At 65.5% G+C, this 15260-nt stretch carries 15 protein-coding genes and 1 pseudogene; 6 read left to right on the top strand and 10 right to left on the bottom strand.

Annotated elements, in window-relative coordinates; all coding sequences use genetic code 11:
- The first annotated feature begins 4 nt into the window (after positions 1-4).
- The 5 genes from tal (at position 5) to ACRDTL_RS14795 (ending at position 5045) form a co-directional block, all read left to right on the top strand.
- Positions 5-1123 carry a transaldolase gene (gene tal, locus ACRDTL_RS14815; RefSeq protein WP_431507459.1) on the top strand — a complete coding sequence of 373 codons (1119 nt, stop codon included), beginning with the start codon at positions 5-7 and terminating at the stop codon, positions 1121-1123.
- The gene (zwf, locus tag ACRDTL_RS14810; RefSeq protein ID WP_431507458.1) at positions 1120-2673 is read left to right on the top strand and encodes a glucose-6-phosphate dehydrogenase; all 1554 of its coding nucleotides are present in this window, start codon (positions 1120-1122) and stop codon (positions 2671-2673) included. Before tal ends, zwf begins: the two co-directional genes overlap by 4 nt.
- A gap of 49 nt (positions 2674-2722) precedes the next feature.
- Positions 2723-3634: a glucose-6-phosphate dehydrogenase assembly protein OpcA gene (opcA, locus tag ACRDTL_RS14805; RefSeq protein ID WP_431507457.1), complete on the top strand. Its 912-nt coding sequence runs from the start codon at positions 2723-2725 to the stop codon at positions 3632-3634.
- Complete coding sequence (gene pgl, locus ACRDTL_RS14800; RefSeq protein WP_431507456.1) at positions 3631-4374, top strand: 6-phosphogluconolactonase; 744 nt, start codon at positions 3631-3633, stop codon at positions 4372-4374. Before opcA ends, pgl begins: the two co-directional genes overlap by 4 nt.
- Positions 4375-4661: 287 nt before the next feature.
- Complete coding sequence (locus ACRDTL_RS14795) at positions 4662-5045, top strand: ATPase (RefSeq protein ID WP_431507455.1); 384 nt, start codon at positions 4662-4664, stop codon at positions 5043-5045.
- Between the two features lie 6 nt (positions 5046-5051).
- Here ACRDTL_RS14795 and ACRDTL_RS14790 read toward each other — a convergent pair whose 3' ends face one another.
- The 9 genes from ACRDTL_RS14790 to ACRDTL_RS14750 form a co-directional block, all read right to left on the bottom strand.
- The gene (locus tag ACRDTL_RS14790; RefSeq protein WP_431507454.1) at positions 5052-5186 is read right to left on the bottom strand and encodes a hypothetical protein; all 135 of its coding nucleotides are present in this window, start codon (positions 5184-5186) and stop codon (positions 5052-5054) included.
- Positions 5187-5228: 42 nt separating this feature from the next.
- Positions 5229-5462: a preprotein translocase subunit SecG gene (secG, locus tag ACRDTL_RS14785; RefSeq protein WP_431507453.1), complete on the bottom strand. Its 234-nt coding sequence runs from the start codon at positions 5460-5462 to the stop codon at positions 5229-5231.
- Between the two features lie 30 nt (positions 5463-5492).
- Positions 5493-6278: a triose-phosphate isomerase gene (tpiA, locus tag ACRDTL_RS14780; protein WP_431507452.1), complete on the bottom strand. Its 786-nt coding sequence runs from the start codon at positions 6276-6278 to the stop codon at positions 5493-5495.
- 14 nt (positions 6279-6292) lie between these two features.
- Positions 6293-7519, bottom strand: coding sequence for a phosphoglycerate kinase (locus ACRDTL_RS14775; protein ID WP_431507451.1), 1227 nt, complete (start codon positions 7517-7519; stop codon positions 6293-6295).
- Between the two features lie 3 nt (positions 7520-7522).
- Complete coding sequence (gene gap, locus ACRDTL_RS14770; RefSeq protein ID WP_431507450.1) at positions 7523-8545, bottom strand: type I glyceraldehyde-3-phosphate dehydrogenase; 1023 nt, start codon at positions 8543-8545, stop codon at positions 7523-7525.
- A gap of 112 nt (positions 8546-8657) precedes the next feature.
- Positions 8658-10427, bottom strand: a complete 1770-nt coding sequence (locus ACRDTL_RS14765) for a DUF3556 domain-containing protein (protein WP_431507449.1) — start codon at positions 10425-10427, stop codon at positions 8658-8660.
- Between the two features lie 4 nt (positions 10428-10431).
- Positions 10432-12003: a WS/DGAT/MGAT family O-acyltransferase gene (locus tag ACRDTL_RS14760; protein ID WP_431507448.1), complete on the bottom strand. Its 1572-nt coding sequence runs from the start codon at positions 12001-12003 to the stop codon at positions 10432-10434.
- Positions 12004-12017: 14 nt separating this feature from the next.
- Positions 12018-13559 (bottom strand): long-chain-fatty-acid--CoA ligase, encoded by a 1542-nt coding sequence (locus tag ACRDTL_RS14755; protein ID WP_431507447.1) that lies wholly within the window; start codon positions 13557-13559, stop codon positions 12018-12020.
- The gene (locus ACRDTL_RS14750; protein ID WP_431507446.1) at positions 13556-14242 is read right to left on the bottom strand and encodes an esterase/lipase family protein; all 687 of its coding nucleotides are present in this window, start codon (positions 14240-14242) and stop codon (positions 13556-13558) included. Before ACRDTL_RS14750 ends, ACRDTL_RS14755 begins: the two co-directional genes overlap by 4 nt.
- 232 nt (positions 14243-14474) lie before the next feature.
- On the opposite strand from ACRDTL_RS14750, the gene ACRDTL_RS14745 reads away from it, so the two are divergent.
- Positions 14475-15059 carry a QsdR family transcriptional regulator gene (locus ACRDTL_RS14745; RefSeq protein WP_431507445.1) on the top strand — a complete coding sequence of 195 codons (585 nt, stop codon included), beginning with the start codon at positions 14475-14477 and terminating at the stop codon, positions 15057-15059.
- 40 nt (positions 15060-15099) lie between these two features.
- On the opposite strand, the pseudogene ACRDTL_RS14740 reads toward ACRDTL_RS14745, so the two are convergent.
- Positions 15100-15260, bottom strand: a pseudogene (locus ACRDTL_RS14740) (ISL3 family transposase); the annotation flags it as partial.

Genomic DNA, 15260 nt, shown 5'->3' with positions numbered 1-15260 from the left:
TCCGATGACTCAGAATCCCAACCTTGCCACGCTCAGCGCTGCGGGCGTCTCGGTCTGGCTCGACGACTTGTCGCGCGAGCGGCTGGAGACCGGCAACCTGCAAGAACTCATCGACACCAAGAGTGTGGTCGGGGTTACCACCAACCCGACGATCTTCCAGAAGGCGCTGGCAGACGGTGACGCGTACAACGCTCAGATATCTGACCTCGTCGAGCGTGGCGCCGATGTCGACGCGACCGTACGCACGCTCACCACCGACGACGTGCGCAATGCCTGCGACGTGCTAAGAGCGCAATGGGAAGCCTCCGACGGTGTCGACGGACGCGTCTCGATCGAGGTCGACCCGCGGCTGGCACACGACACCGACAAGACGATCAGTCAGGCCGTCGAACTGTGGAAGATCGTCGACCGGCCGAATCTGTTCATCAAAATCCCGGCCACCACCGCCGGTCTGCCTGCTATCACCGCGGTGCTGGCGGAAGGCATTTCGGTCAACGTCACGCTGATCTTCTCCGTCGAGCGACACCGAGCCGTGATGGACGCCTACCTGAAGGGGCTGGAAGAAGCCAAGAAGGCCGGACACGACCTGTCCAAGATCCATTCCGTGGCATCATTTTTCGTCTCCAGGGTGGACACCGAGGTTGACAGCCGGCTGGAAAAGCTTGCGACCGAGGATGCGCTGCAGTTGCGGGGGAAGGCCGGTGTGGCCAACGCCCGACTGGCGTATGGCGCCTACCAGGAGGTGTTTATCGGCGGTGATCGCTATGAGCAGCTCAAGGCCGAGGGCGCCCGGGTGCAGCGGCCGCTGTGGGCGTCGACCGGTGTCAAAAACCCCGACTACTCCGACACGCTCTACGTCACCGAGTTGGTCGCTCCGAACATCGTGAACACCATGCCGGAGAAGACACTTGACGCAGTCGCCGACCATGGTGTTATCGCCGGCGACACCGTCACCGGCACGGCCTCGGCGGCCCAGAAGGTGTTCGACGAGCTGGAGGCGGTCGGCGTCGACCTGACCGACGTGTTCGTCGTGCTGGAAAACGAAGGCGTGCAGAAGTTCGAGGCATCCTGGAAGGAGCTGTTGGCCGAGACTCGAACACAGCTTTCCTCCGCCGCGAAATGAGCCCGGCCGGCGTCCGGGGCAGCGCCGGGCAGTGGCAAAACCCGTTGCGGGACAAACGCGATAAGCGGCTGCCCCGAATCGCCGGGTCCTGCGGCCTGGTGATCTTCGGTGTCACCGGCGATTTGGCCCGCAAGAAGGTGATGCCGGCGGTCTACGACCTGGCCAACCGCGGCCTGCTGCCACCGACCTTCGCTCTGGTCGGCTTCGCGCGCCGGGACTGGGAACACGAAGATTTCGGCCAGGTCGTCCACGAAGCCGTCAAACAGCACTCGCGCACGCCGTTCCGGCAGGCGATCTGGGACCGCCTGGCCGAGGGAATCCGGTTCGTCCAGGGCACTTTCGATGACGACAAGGCATTCGGTCGATTAGCCGAATGTCTGGACAAGCTCGACGCCGAGCGCGGTACCGGCGGCAACCACGCTTTCTACCTGGCCATCCCGCCTAAAGCTTTTCCGACGGTATGCGAGCAACTGCACACGTCCGGGCTGGCCCGCCCGCAGAACGGCCGGTGGAGCCGGGTGGTCATCGAGAAACCGTTCGGCCACAACCTGGACAGCGCCTGCGAGCTCAACAAGGTGGTCAACAGCGTCTTTCCGGAGGAGTCGGTGTTCCGCATCGACCACTACCTGGGCAAGGAGACGGTGCAGAACATCCTGGCGCTACGGTTCGCCAATCAACTGTTCGACCCGATCTGGAACGCGCACTACGTCGACCACGTGCAGATCACCATGGCCGAAGACATCGGGCTCGGTGGCCGCGCCGGCTACTACGACGGGATCGGTGCCGCGCGCGACGTGATCCAGAACCATCTGATGCAGTTGCTCGCGCTCACCGCGATGGAGGAACCGGTCAGTTTCCAGCCCGCGGAGCTGCAGACCGAGAAGATCAAGGTGCTCTCAGCCACCGAACTCGCGCAGCCGCTCGACGAGACGACCAGCCGCGGCCAGTACACCGCCGGCTGGCAGGGCGGACAGCAGGTGGTCGGGCTGCTCGACGAGGAGGGCTTCGCCAAGGATTCGGTCACCGAGACGTTCGCCGCCATCACGCTGGAGGTCGATACCCGTCGCTGGGCCGGTGTCCCGTTTTATCTGCGAACCGGAAAGCGGTTGGGCCGCAGGGTTACCGAGATCGCACTGGTTTTCAAACGTGCTCCCCATCTGCCGTTCGACGCCACCATGACCGATGAGCTGGGCACGAATGCGATGGTGATCCGCGTGCAGCCGGACGAAGGAGTCACCCTGCGGTTCGGGTCCAAGGTGCCGGGCACCACGATGGAGGTCCGGGACGTCAACATGGATTTTTCTTACGGCTCGGCGTTCGCCGAGGCTTCACCCGAGCCCTACGAGCGGCTGATTCTCGACGTGCTGCTCGGCGAGCCATCGCTGTTTCCGGTCAACGAGGAAGTCGAAATGGCTTGGGAAATACTTGATCCAGTTCTCGACAATTGGGCCGCCCATGGGAAGCCTGAGCCGTACCAGGCGGGCACCTGGGGTCCGGCGTCGTCGTTCGAGATGCTGCGCCGGACCGGCCGGGAATGGCGGCGGCCGTGATCCGCGCCGGCGACGATGCAGAACGCAGTGATGAGAAGGAGCGGCGCACATGATCGTCGAACTGCCGGACACCAGCACCACCGCGATCAACAAGAAACTCGGTGAGTTGCGCGAGAAAATCGGTGCGGTAACGCTCGGGCGGGTACTGACATTGGTTATCGCACCGGACAGCGACGCGGTGCTCGAAGAATCCATCGAGGCCGCCAACGCAGCCAGCCACGAGCATCCCAGCCGGGTGATCGTGGCGATGTCCGGTGACGAAGATGCCGCCGACGCGCGGCTGGACGCGCAACTGCGGGTGGGCGGGGACACCGGCGCCAGTGAGGTCGTAGTGCTGCGGCTGTCGGGTCCACTCGCCGCTCACGCCGATAGTGTGGTGGTGCCATTCCTCTTGCCGGATATCCCGGTAGTGACCTGGTGGCCGGATATCGCCCCGGCGGTGCCGGCCCAAGACCCGCTGGGCAAGTTGGCGATCCGGCGTATCACCGACGCGAGCAATGGTGTCAACCCGCTGTCGGCGATCAAGAGCCGGCTACCGGGATACACAGCCGGCGACACCGATCTGGCCTGGAGCCGCATCACCTACTGGCGGGCGCTACTCACCTCGGCGGTCGACCAGCCACCGCACGAGCCGATCACCTCGGCGTGGGTGTCCGGACTGAAGACCGAACCGGCGCTGGACGTGTTGGCGGGCTGGCTGGCCAGCCGCATCGACGGCCCGGTGCAACGCGCCGTGGGCGATCTCAAGGTCGAGCTGGTGCGCAACACTGAAATGGTGACTTTGAGCCGACCGCAGGAGGGCATGACGGCGACATTGAGCCGGACCGCTCGGCCGCCTGCGCTGGTTCCGTTGCCGCGCAGGGAAACCCGGGAGTGCCTGGCCGAGGATCTGCGGCGGCTGGACCCGGACCCGATCTACTTATCAGCACTCGAAGGCATCGACCGAGTGGAGTACCTATGAGCACTAGCATCGAAACGTTCCCCGACAGCGACGCGCTCGTCGCGGCGGCCGGCGAACGACTGATCGGCGTCATCGAGTCCGCCGCGGCGGCCAGGGGCCGGGCGCTGATCGTGTTGACCGGCGGCCGCAATGGCACCAAACTACTGCGGCATCTGGGCACGCAGGGGGACCGCATCGACTGGAGCAAGGTGCATCTGTTCTGGGGCGACGAACGCTACGTGGCCGAAGAAGACGACGACCGCAACGACAAGCAAGCGCGCGTTGCCCTGCTGGACCACGTCGACATCCCGGCGCGCAACGTGCACGCGATGCCGGCCAGCGACGGCGAATTCGGCAATGACCTCGCTGCTGCGGCGTTGGCTTATGAGCAGCTGCTGGCTGCCAACGCTGAACCCGGTGATCCCGCACCCAATTTCGACGTCCATCTGATCGGCGTGGGTGAAGAAGGCCATGTCGACTCGGTGTTCCCGGACAGTCCTGCCGTACACGAAAAGACCCGGATGGTGGTCGGTGTCGACGATTCACCCAAGCCACCACCGCAGCGGATCACGTTGACGCTGCCGGCTATCCGGCGCGCCCGCGAGGTGTGGATGATGGTGTCCGGTGCGGAGAAAGCCGACGCCGTGGCAGCCGCCGTCGGCGGAGCCGACCCGGTCAAAGTCCCGGCCGCCGGCGCGGTCGGGCAGGAAAACACCGTGTGGTTCCTCGATAACGAGGCCGCCGCAAAGTTGCCGGGGTAGACGGCGAACCGCGAAACAGAGAGCATGGTTGTGGTTTTGGCGCAGGGCACGACCTTGGCCTCTGTCTCGCGGCGGACTAGCTTCCCGGGTCAGCCGTGCCCGCCGCACAGTCGGCCTGACGGTCGAAGTAGCCGGCCGCGTAGTCCGCGAGCCGGCGCGCGATGTCGGTTTCGGCGGCGCGGCTAGTCACGACCTGGCGCCGCGAGTCACGGTCACAAAGCCTTTGCCGCACACCGATCAGATGTGGCTCCGCCTGCGGTGGTTCCACGAGCGGTAATAATGGCGTCATGGCCGACAAATCTGCCCCCCGCGAGCGGCAACGACTCAAGACCCTGGCACAAGCCGCACTGAACGCGGACGTCACGGTGGGGCAGGTAGAAGACATCCTCTCGGGCCTGAGTAACACCATGGACGAGCTGAACGGTTCACTGTCGCGATTGAACGGCACCGTGGAACGCCTGGAGGGCGGCTTGGACCACCTCGAGGGCACGCTGCACAACCTCGACGATTTAGCACGCCGGCTCACCGCGCTCGTCGAACCGGTGGAGGCCATCGTCGAACGAATCGATTACATCGTGGGTTTGGGTGAGACGGTGATGTCGCCGCTGTCCATGACCGAGCACGCCGTTCGCGGTGCGCTCAACACCCTGCGCAACCGGACGGCCCGGTAGCCGCGGCTAACCGGGGTCGGCGTCGCAGTCCCCCAGTACGGGCGGCGCGGCCATCGGCAACGGCCCGATCACCGCGTCGCGGTTGTCGACGGGATAGCCGGGTGGGTCAGCCGCACCGGGCATCACAGCGGGATATGTCACAGCTGTCCGACGTTGCCCACCTCGGCTCGGTTCCGGACCGGATCAGCGGTATTTGATCAGCAGCGCCACGGCGACGATGGAAACCAGCCAGATGCCGGTGACGAACAGCGTCAACCGGTCGAGGTTCTTCTCCACCACCGTCGACCCGGACAGGCTGGACTGCACACCGCCGCCGAACAGCGTCGACAGGCCGCCCCCCTTGGCGCGGTGCAGCAGCACCAGCAGGACCACCAGGATGCTGGTGATCACCAGGATGATCTGCAGGGCCAATTCCATGGCCGCTACCCTACCGGCTGCTCAGCGCAGTTACGGAATAGGCCCGCCCGCCGCGATAGCGCACAGCGTCGCGAACTGCTCCCCGTCCAGTGACGCGCCGCCGACCAGGGCACCGTCGACGTCGTCGCAGGCGCTGATGTCGCCGATGTTCTTCGCGTTCACCGAGCCGCCGTAGAGCACCCGGACGTTCTCGGCGGTCTGCGATGACGCCAGCGTGCCCAGCTCTTGGCGGATCGCCGCACACACCTCCTGGGCGTCGGCGGCACTGGCCACCCGCCCGGTGCCGATGGCCCATACCGGTTCATAGGCGATGACGACGGTGGCGATCTGCTCAGCCGTCAGACCGGCCAGCGAACCCCGCAACTGCTCGACGTTGTGGCTCACGTGCTCACCGGCTTCCCGGACATCGAGGTGCTCGCCGATGCAGACGATCGGGGTCAGCTGGTGCTTGAGCGCGGCGGCGGCCTTGGCGGCCACCAGTGCGTCGTCCTCGCTGTGGTAGGTGCGTCGCTCGGAGTGACCGACGACGACGTAGCTGCAGCCGAGTTTGGCCAGGAAGACACCGCTGATGTCGCCGGTGTAGGCGCCCGAGTCGTGTTGAGACAGGTCCTGGGCGCCGTAGGTCAGCCGCAGCTTGTCGCCGTCGACCAGCGTTTGCACGCTGCGCAGATCGGTGAACGGCGGGATGAGCGCGACGTCGACCTTGTCGTAGTACTTGTCCGGCAGTGAGAATGCGATCTTTTGCACCAGCGCGATCGCTTCGAAATGGTTGAGGTTCATCTTCCAGTTGCCGGCGATCAGCGGCTTACGGCTCATCGGGATCCTTATCGTCAGACGCTCAACACTTTGAGGCCGGGCAGGGTTTTGCCCTCGAGGTATTCCAGCGACGCGCCGCCGCCGGTGGAAATGTGCGAGAAGCCGTCGCGCGGCAGGTCCATCGCGTGCACCGCGGCCGCGGAGTCACCGCCTCCCACCACGCTGAACGCACCCCTGCTCGTTGCGGTCGCGATCGCCTCGGCCACGCCTCTGGTGCCGGCGGCGAATGCCGGGAACTCGAACACGCCCATCGGACCGTTCCAGAAGATGGTTTTGGCGTTGGCCAGCAGCTTGGTGAAGCGCTGCACCGATCCCGGCCCGATGTCCAGACCCACCTTGTCAACGGGAATGGCATCGTATGCGACGACCTCCGGCGGCGAGTTCGCGGCGAATTCCGGGGCCACCACGATGTCGACGGGCAGCCGGAGTACGTCGGCATAGGTGTCCAGCAGCCGACGGCACGTGTAGATCATCTCGTTCTGCAACAGCGACTTTCCCACCGAAAAGCCTTGCGCAGCAAGGAAAGTGAAACACATCCCGCCGCCGATGACGATGCTGTCGGCCTTGGTGGCCAGCTGCTCGATGACGCCGAGTTTGTCGGACACCTTCGAGCCGCCGAGCACCACGGCGTACGGGCGTCCGGTAGAGCTGGTCAGCTGCTCGAGCACCTCGACCTCCCCGGCGACCAACCGGCCCGCATAGTGCGGCAGCAAGGTGGCGACGTCATAGACCGAGGCCTGTTTGCGGTGTACCACCCCGAATCCGTCGGAGACGAATGCGCCGTCCTCCCCCACCAGCTCGGCCAGTTGCCGGGCCAGGGCCAGCCGCTCGGCGTCGTCCTTGCTGGTCTCCCGCGGATCGAAGCGGATGTTTTCCAGCAGCAGCACGTCCCCGTCGGTCAGGCCCTCGGCGCGGGCCAGCGTATCGCCACCGACAGGCGAACGGTCCGGGCCGCCGGCCAGTTGGACGTGCTGCCCCAGCTGCTCGCCGAGCGCGGTGGCGACCGGTGCCAGCGACAGTTTCGGATCGGCGCCGCCTGTCGGGCGGCCCAGATGGGCGGCCACCACCACCTGGGCGCCCCCGTCGATCAGCGCCTTCAGCGTCGGCACCGACGCGCTGACCCGACCGTCGTCAGTGATGGCGCCGTCATCGTCCAGCGGGACGTTCAGGTCCGAGCGCACCAGCACGCCCCGACCCGAAACTCCTTCTCCCAGAAGGTCGTCGAGTGTCTTGATGGCCACGGCTTACAGCGACTTGCCGACCAGTGCGACCAGGTCGATGAGGCGGTTGGAGTAGCCCCATTCGTTGTCGTACCAGGACACCACCTTGGCCTGGTTGTCGATCGCCCTGGTCAGGCCGGCGTCGAAGATCGAGCTGTGCGGATCGGTGACGATGTCGGTCGACACGATCGGCGCATCGTAGTACTTCAGAATGCCTTTGAGCCGGCCCTCGGCGGCGGCCTTGAACGCGGCGTTGATCTCCTCGGCGCCGGCCGACTTCGACAAGTCGGCGGTCAGGTCGGTGACCGAGCCGGTAGGGATCGGCACCCGCAGCGCGAAGCCGTCGAGCTTGCCCTTGAGCTCAGGCATCACCAGCCCGATCGCTTTGGCGGCGCCGGTGGAGGTCGGGACGATGTTCAGCGCGGCGGCCCGGGCGCGACGCAGGTCTTTGTGCGGCCCGTCCTGCAGGTTCTGGTCGGCGGTGTAGGCGTGGATGGTGGTCATCAGGCCCTTGACGATGCCGAACTCGTCATTGAGTACCTTGGCCAGCGGCGCGAGGCAGTTCGTGGTGCACGACGCGTTGGAGATGATGTTCTGGCTGCCGTCGTACAGGTCGTCGTTGACGCCGAGGCAGATGGTGATGTCCGGGTCGGTCGCCGGCGCGGAGATGATCACCTTTTTTGCGCCGGCTTGCAGGTGGCCCTTGGCCTTGGCGGCGTTGGTGAACAGACCGGTGGATTCGACGACGACGTCGACGCCGAGGTCACGCCACGGCATTGCGGCCGGGCCTTCCCTGACCTCGAGGGCTTTGATCTTGACCGTGCCGACGACGATGGTGTCATCGCCTTCCAGGCTGACGTCCTGGGGAAGCCGGCCCAGGATCGAGTCGAACTTGAGCAGATGTGCCAGCGTGGCGTTGTCGGTGATGTCGTTGACGGCGACCACCTCGATGTTGGTGCTGGTGCCCTGGGCCTGCTGCGCCAGTAGGGCCCGGTAGAAGTTGCGCCCGATGCGACCGAACCCGTTGATGCCTACCCGGACCGTCACGTCGTTGTCTCCTTAGTTGCCGGTGTGATCCACGCGCCAGCCTAATGGTGCGGTTGCGCCGTTGCGAGGGGCGGTCGGTCACCTCGCTGACCTGCTGGTTTGGCCGTGCTGGTCAGCGGGCGGCGTCGGTGCGGTGAGCGGTGAGATGGACGGGGAACTGGTCACCGGGTTCCGGCCACGGCTGGCGGGCCAGCATGTCCTCGATGGTGACGTAGCCTTCCTCGATCAGCCCGGTCCTGGCGTCGACGATGCGATACCACTGCCGTTGGGTCTGAATCGGTTGGCCCTCAAGGATGATGACGCGAACATCGCCCTCTTCGAAGTGGCAGCGCCGCTGCACCGCTTCCACCAGCTGCTCGTTGTGCAGATGGCCTTCGCCGAAGTTCCAGCCGACCAGCGGCCCGGCGACGACTTCGCCCTCCCGGATGGCGTAGTCGGCTTCGTTGGCCTCCCCTCCCAATGCCCGGGGCAGCAGCCCGTTGAGCGCCCGGCCGTGCAGGTGCATGGCTCGGAACGCCCCCGGAACCTTGTCGGCCATGACTTCGGCGGTTGCCCGGTCGTAGAGCTTTGCCAACTGGTTGGCGACGAGCGCCGAGCTTTTGACGACGTTGGCTTCGATCCTGTCCTCTGCGCCCGGACGGAAGCACCACAGGCTGGTGGCCCAGTTGCCGGCGTAGAACCGCATCGCCGGCAGGAACGAAATCTGTTTGGGCAACATGTTTCCCGCAATCGGCACAACCGCTACCGCGACGATCAAGATGGCCAGCAGCAGCGGTGAGCTGAGCTCGTAGATCCGGATCGCGCCGTAGTGGCCGAACAGGTAGAAGAGCGAGAAGATGAAAAACACATTCCACTCCAACGGGACTCCCATCGGAAGGTTGGAAATGATGTTGAGGTGGAAGATCACCATGAACGCGATCAGGATCCATCGCCATGGCTGGTCGCCGGCGAAGAACACCAGCAGCGTCGGAACAATGAATTCCGCCGTGGTACCGCCGACGTGGGCCATCAGTTTGGGAAGCCGGGACGGACGCAGGTCGTTGACCGGGTCGCGGTAGAGCTTGTGCTTGAACCAGCTGAACGCCTTGCTTCGCAGCAGTGCGTTGTTGCTTGTCATCACCGCCACAACGTACGGAAAGTGGTGGTTGAGCTTGGAAACCGCTGCACCCCACCACAATCCGAGCATGATGATCTTGAAAGCCGCGATCTGGTCGATGAACGGGAAGAAGAACACGAATAATTTCAGCCAGTAGTGCTCGGCACGGGCGGCCAGGAAGATGGTTTTGTCACGCAACCCCACCAGCGCCAACGCGATGATCGTCGGCGCCACCAGGGCGGGATTGATCAACCCGACGTCACCACTGTCGGTGACCGGGCCACCCTGCCCCGGTGAGAGCAGTGCCCAGGCCCCGGAGATCAGCACGATCGCATACAGCGCGACGTCGATCACGGTGCGGGTGTCACCTCCGGTGAACGGAACCTTGTCCGGCCAGGGTGGCAGGCGAATCGTGCCCGGCCGCAACCAGTACAGGAATCCGCCGATCGGCGGCCAGAATCGGCCGGTGAGCGGGCCTGATCCGCAGCCCAGGCCCAGGACCTCGAACAGCAGGGTGAAGATGATGACCTTCTGGTACACGATCGGCTGGGTCCACCACTGCCCGATGTCGCCGAGCCCGCCCAGGCCGGGGGTAAGCGAGATGATCGCGGCGGGAGCGGCGATGTAGACGGCGATCTTGAATAGGTACAGCAGATAGATCGCATACGGTGTGCCGAAGCCGTGTTCCGCCCAGTGGCGGCTGCAGACCTGAACCCGGGTGCCCCAGGGCAGGGTGCGCCAGGTGTCGGGGTCGACGTCCGGGAGCTCCGGTGCCATGAATCCCATAAGCCTATGGTCGCGCCTCACCGGGCGTCGGGGTCGGCTTTTTCGCCGCCGGCTTCGTGATCGTCTCCGCAAGCTTGATCGGACCCCGGCGCGGGAAGGCCGGCTCTGGCGGCTGGGCCCACTGCGCGCCGGTTGCCTCGAACAACCGGGCGATCTCGGCGACGTGCATGTCGGCGAGGTCCCAGACGTCGGGCACGAGTTCGCGATCGGCGATGAAGCCGAAGTCGAGCCGGTCGAGGTAGCTCACCACGGTGATGTTCAGCCCCTGGCCGTCGGTGACGATCGACACCGGGAACTGGTGACACAGTTTCGCGCCGGCGAAGTACAACGGCTCGCGGGGCCCGGGAACGTTGGAGATCACCACGTTGAACGGCAGCGTGACCCGGTCGGCCAGCCGCAGCCGCGACGCCAGCCGGACCGCGGCGGTGGCCAGCACCGGCGTGGAGTACTGGGTCAGGTCGACGAGTTCGGCGGCCGGAACCAGCTCGTGCAACCGCTTGGCGTCCTGCATCGCCTTGCGGCAGCGGGCTACCCGCTCGACGGGATCAGCGCAGTCGGTGGGTAACTCGGCGACGATTGCCGACACCCGGTTAGTCCACGGGTCGGCCTCGTCACCGGTGCGGATCGACACCGGCACCATCGCCCGCAACGGTCGGTCCGGCAGCGCGTCGTGAGTCAGCAGATATTCGCGCAGCCCACCGGCGCAGATCGCCATCACGACGTCGTTGACCGTGCCGCCGGTGGCCTGCTTGAGCCGCTTGACGTTCTCCAGGGAGGTGGTGCGCATCGCGAAGCGACGATGGCCGGTGATCGTCTTGTTCCACGGCGTGGACGGTGCCGTGGTTTTGGGTAGCGAGATGTTCGGCCGGTTTCGGGTGCCCAGTTGGGCGATCCATTTGACCGCTGCCCCGGCCTGGGCAGCCGCGCTGCTCGCGCCGTGGATTCCGGCGGCGTCGGCGAGCCGACCGACGATCCGGGCCTGCACTCGCATGGCTCGAAACGGGTTGTGGGCGAGGCGGTTCAGCGTCAGCCGAAGCAACTCGGCGGTGGTGGGTAGCGTATCCGGTTCCCATGACGGGCTCTCCCCCGGCGCCCGCGCGTCGGGGCTGGGGTCGGTGACGATCTGCAGCATGAGCTGCCCGGAGGCACCGTCGATGGTGGCGTGGTGGTATTTGGTGAGCAGCGCCCAGCGCCCATCGGCCAGGCCATCGATGACGTAGACCTCCCACAGCGGCCGGGTGCGGTCCATCGGTCGCCCGACGATCCGGCAGACCTGCTCGGCCAGCTGATCCACCAGACCCGGTCGGGCCAGGTGTAGTTCGCGGACATGGAAGGCGAGATCGAAGTCCGGGTCGAACACCCAATAGGGATGGTCGAGCCCGAACGGCACGCCGACCACGCGCCGCCGCAGCGGTTCCAGCTGACCGACCAGCGAGGCGTACTTCGCATACACCGCCGCATACGGATCGTAGTCGGGGCCGGGTCGTTCGAAGATCATCAGACCGGTGACATGCCCGAACGTCGTCGGTGTCTCCATGTACAGGAACGCGGCGTCCAGGCCGCTGAGTTGCTTCACGGGCAGGTCCTTTCTCACTCTGGCGCATCGAACGAGAACTGCTCGCGCAGCACGCGTTTGAGCGCTTTCCCGGTGGGAGTGCGCGGAATGGCATCGGCGAACACGGCGCGCTTGGGCAGTTTGAAGCGGGCCAGCTTGCCGGCGCAGTGCGCCAACACCGCGTCCTCGTCCAGGCCGGGGTCGGCACGCACCACTACCGCCAATGGCGACTCGCCCCATTTGGCCGACGACATGCCCAGCACGGCGACGTCGGCGATCCCGGGGTGAGAAAGCAGGACGTCTTCGATCTCGGCCGGGTAGACGTTCTCTCCGCCGGAGATGATCATGTCTTTGATCCGGTCCTGGATGTAGACGAAGCCGTCGCTGTCGCGGACGGCGACGTCGCCGGTGTGCAACCAGCCGTCGATGATCGTCTCCGCCGTCGCCTCCGGCCGGTTCCAGTACGCGGCCATGACGTGGCGGCCGCGGATCAGCACCTCGCCGGCAACGCCCGGTCCCACGTCGGCGCCCTGATCGTCGACGATGCGAATGTCAGTGTGGAAGAACGCTTTACCGGTCGATCCGATGTGCGACATCGCATCGTCAGGGCCGATCACGCAGCCCGGGCCGCACGATTCGGTGAGCCCGTAAACCTGATGCACCTCGAAGCCGAGATCGGCGTAGGACTTGATCAACGATGGCGGTACCGGACTCGCCCCGCTCATGATCCAGCGCAGCGCCAGCGATTCCCGCAGCTCGAGCTGATAGGCCGGCAGCATGAAGTTCAGCATCGCCGAGACGGCCAGGGTGATGGTGATCTGCTCGTCGCGGAACACCTCCCAGATCCGCCTGGGGTCGAACTGGCGCAACATGACGATGGTCGCGCCCTGGTAGATACAACCGGCCAGCGGAGCGAGCGCCGCGACGTGAAACATCGGCATCGAGATCAGGTAGCGGTCCCGGAAGCGCACGTCGACGCTGGCCAGCATCGTCAGCAGACACCACTGCACGCTGTCATGGGTGTGCACCGCTCCCTTCGGCAGGCCGGTGGTGCCGGAGGTGTACATGATGAACAGCGGGTCGTCACCGTCGCCGACGGCCGAAATCTGCTCGGTCGGCGCCTGATCCACCAGCGCGTCGAAGTCTGTTGTCCAGTCCGGACCGTCGGCGCCCACGCGCAGCCAGTGCACCACCGGCGTGCCGTCGTCGTTCCCGCCGCGGTCGCGCAGGTCGGCGACGACGGCGTCGTACTCGGCGTCGAATAACAGCACCGTCGCTCCCGAGTCGCGCAGCATGAACGCCAACTCACTGGCGACCAGCCGCCAGTTCAACGGGACGACAACCAGCCCGGCCCGCGCCGCGCCGTAAAAAGTCTCGACGAATTGGTAGCCGGTGGGCAGCAGCACGGCGACCCGGTCGCCCTTGCGCAGCCCCAGCCCGGTCAGCACATGGGCGACCCGGTCGGCTTGCTCGTTGAGCTCGGCGAAGGTGAATCGCCGGCCTGCGGTCTCGTCGACCAGCGCCTCCAGACCCGGATTCAACGCGGCCCGCTTGCTCAGATGCGATCCGACATTCATGGTTGCCTTTCGGGTAGCCGGTAGAGCGGTCGCAGCAGTGGCGGCGGCCGGAACGGAGCCCATTGGCCCACGGGTTGCGCCAGTCGGTCGGCGATGGCCCAGATAACCGCGGGGTGATGGCCGAAGCCGAGGTGGCTGGCGGCTACGGCGACGTTCTCCGCCTGCGGCCCCGGCTCGTTCAGGCAGACCCGCCACGCGACGATGCCGTCCAGCGGTGAGTAGATCGACGTCGTCGGCACCGACAACGGGCCGTCACCGTGTTCGAAGAGCCGGATCGGGCTACCCAGGGTGATGACCTGGCGCACGGCGTGCACTGTGCGCCTGGCGAGTTGGCGCGCGTAGCTGCCGCCGAGGCTCCATCCGATCAGTGAGACCGGAGCCCCGAACCGGTTGGTCAGTTGGTCGAGCCGTTCCCGCATGCCGTTGACCGCCCGTGCCGTCGGGCCGATGTTGCGGCCCAGTCGCCATCCATACGTCCGGTATCCCAACCATCGAAGCACGGCGCGCAGCGTGATCGTGGAGGAATCGGATGCACCAAATCCGGGTAGGACGAGCACCGGGTGTCCGTCGCCGCATGGTAGCGCGGCCAACAGCGGCGCACTACCGGTGAGCAACCCGAAGTCGACGGCCGCGCGTGCTGGCTCGGTGAGGTAGAGCAGTGGACCGGGATGTGGGCTCGTCATGCGGAGTCTTCCAAGCTGCGTTCGGCGGGACGGATGCAGCGTATTTCGATATGTTGCATAAATGCAATGTATTGAGAGCTATCTCTCACAGAGGGGTTTGCCCGTATGATTTCACCAGGTAATTCAGGCCTTTTAGCAGGTGCAGTATGCCACAGGTATGCAACGTTTGATAGAGTGTTGCCAGCGCGAGACGTTCCCAACCGCTGGGAGGTGTGAAATCAGCGAAACGCAGTTGGCCCGCCTTTTGGCCACCGACCGTCGGCCGGATCCGTTGACGGCATTCCGCATCGCTCGCCGGTGGTTCATGGCCGGCCGTCGGATCGAAATGCGGGAACTGGCCGCCGAACTCGGCGTGAACCGCGCCACCCTGTTTCGCTGGGTCGGCAGCCGAGATGAGCTGCTCGCCGAGATTCTGTGGTCGCTTGCTGAGCCGACACTGGCGATGGCGGTCGACGGCGCGCCCGGACGTGGCGGTCAGCGAATCGTGGCCATCATGGACCGGTTCGCCACCATCCTCGATGAGGCCGACTACTTCCGGGAGTTTCTGCGGCGTGAACCCGAACGCGCATTGAGGATCCTCACCACACGCGCCAGCACGGTCCAGCAACGGTTGGTTGCTGCGGTCGAAGCCCTTCTGAGCGAAGAGATTACGCACACGCAGCTGCATCCACCTTTACCGCCGCACGACCTCGCCTACCTCATCGTCCGGATTGTCGAATCCTTCCTGTACGCCGACATCATCACCGGCGAACAACCCGACATCGCCAAGGCCGAACAGGCAATCGCCGCCCTGCTCGGTCGCGATGACGGTGCATGAGTCAGTAGAGTCTGTTATACTCGAACGTATGTGCGGCTCCTCAGGTTTGTGTGGGGAGTTTGGGGTGTAGGCCGCGAGGCATAGGTAGATCATCGAGGTCAGTGTTTGGGCTGAGTGGTGTCGGTAGCCGCGGGCGTTGATGAGCCGGATTTTGGCGTTGATCCCTTCGATGAGGGCGTTGGAGATGCCTAGTTCGATGGC

The organism is Mycobacterium sp. (assembly GCF_050700595.1).
GTDB lineage: Bacteria > Actinomycetota > Actinomycetes > Mycobacteriales > Mycobacteriaceae > Mycobacterium.
This window is presented reverse-complemented; position numbering and strand designations above follow the sequence as displayed.

What these genes read in the sequence shown, in the direction of transcription:
- tal (WP_431507459.1), top strand. Translation starts at nt 5, where the DNA reads ATGACTCAGAATCCCAACCTTGCCACGCTCAGCGCTGCGGGCGTCTCG.
- zwf (WP_431507458.1), top strand. Translation starts at nt 1,120, where the DNA reads ATGAGCCCGGCCGGCGTCCGGGGCAGCGCCGGGCAGTGGCAAAACCCG.
- opcA (WP_431507457.1), top strand. Translation starts at nt 2,723, where the DNA reads ATGATCGTCGAACTGCCGGACACCAGCACCACCGCGATCAACAAGAAA.
- pgl (WP_431507456.1), top strand. Translation starts at nt 3,631, where the DNA reads ATGAGCACTAGCATCGAAACGTTCCCCGACAGCGACGCGCTCGTCGCG.
- ACRDTL_RS14795 (WP_431507455.1), top strand. Translation starts at nt 4,662, where the DNA reads ATGGCCGACAAATCTGCCCCCCGCGAGCGGCAACGACTCAAGACCCTG.
- secG (WP_431507453.1), bottom strand. Translation starts at nt 5,462, where the DNA reads ATGGAATTGGCCCTGCAGATCATCCTGGTGATCACCAGCATCCTGGTG.
- tpiA (WP_431507452.1), bottom strand. Translation starts at nt 6,278, where the DNA reads ATGAGCCGTAAGCCGCTGATCGCCGGCAACTGGAAGATGAACCTCAAC.
- ACRDTL_RS14765 (WP_431507449.1), bottom strand. Translation starts at nt 10,427, where the DNA reads ATGGGATTCATGGCACCGGAGCTCCCGGACGTCGACCCCGACACCTGG.
- ACRDTL_RS14755 (WP_431507447.1), bottom strand. Translation starts at nt 13,559, where the DNA reads ATGAATGTCGGATCGCATCTGAGCAAGCGGGCCGCGTTGAATCCGGGT.
- ACRDTL_RS14750 (WP_431507446.1), bottom strand. Translation starts at nt 14,242, where the DNA reads ATGACGAGCCCACATCCCGGTCCACTGCTCTACCTCACCGAGCCAGCA.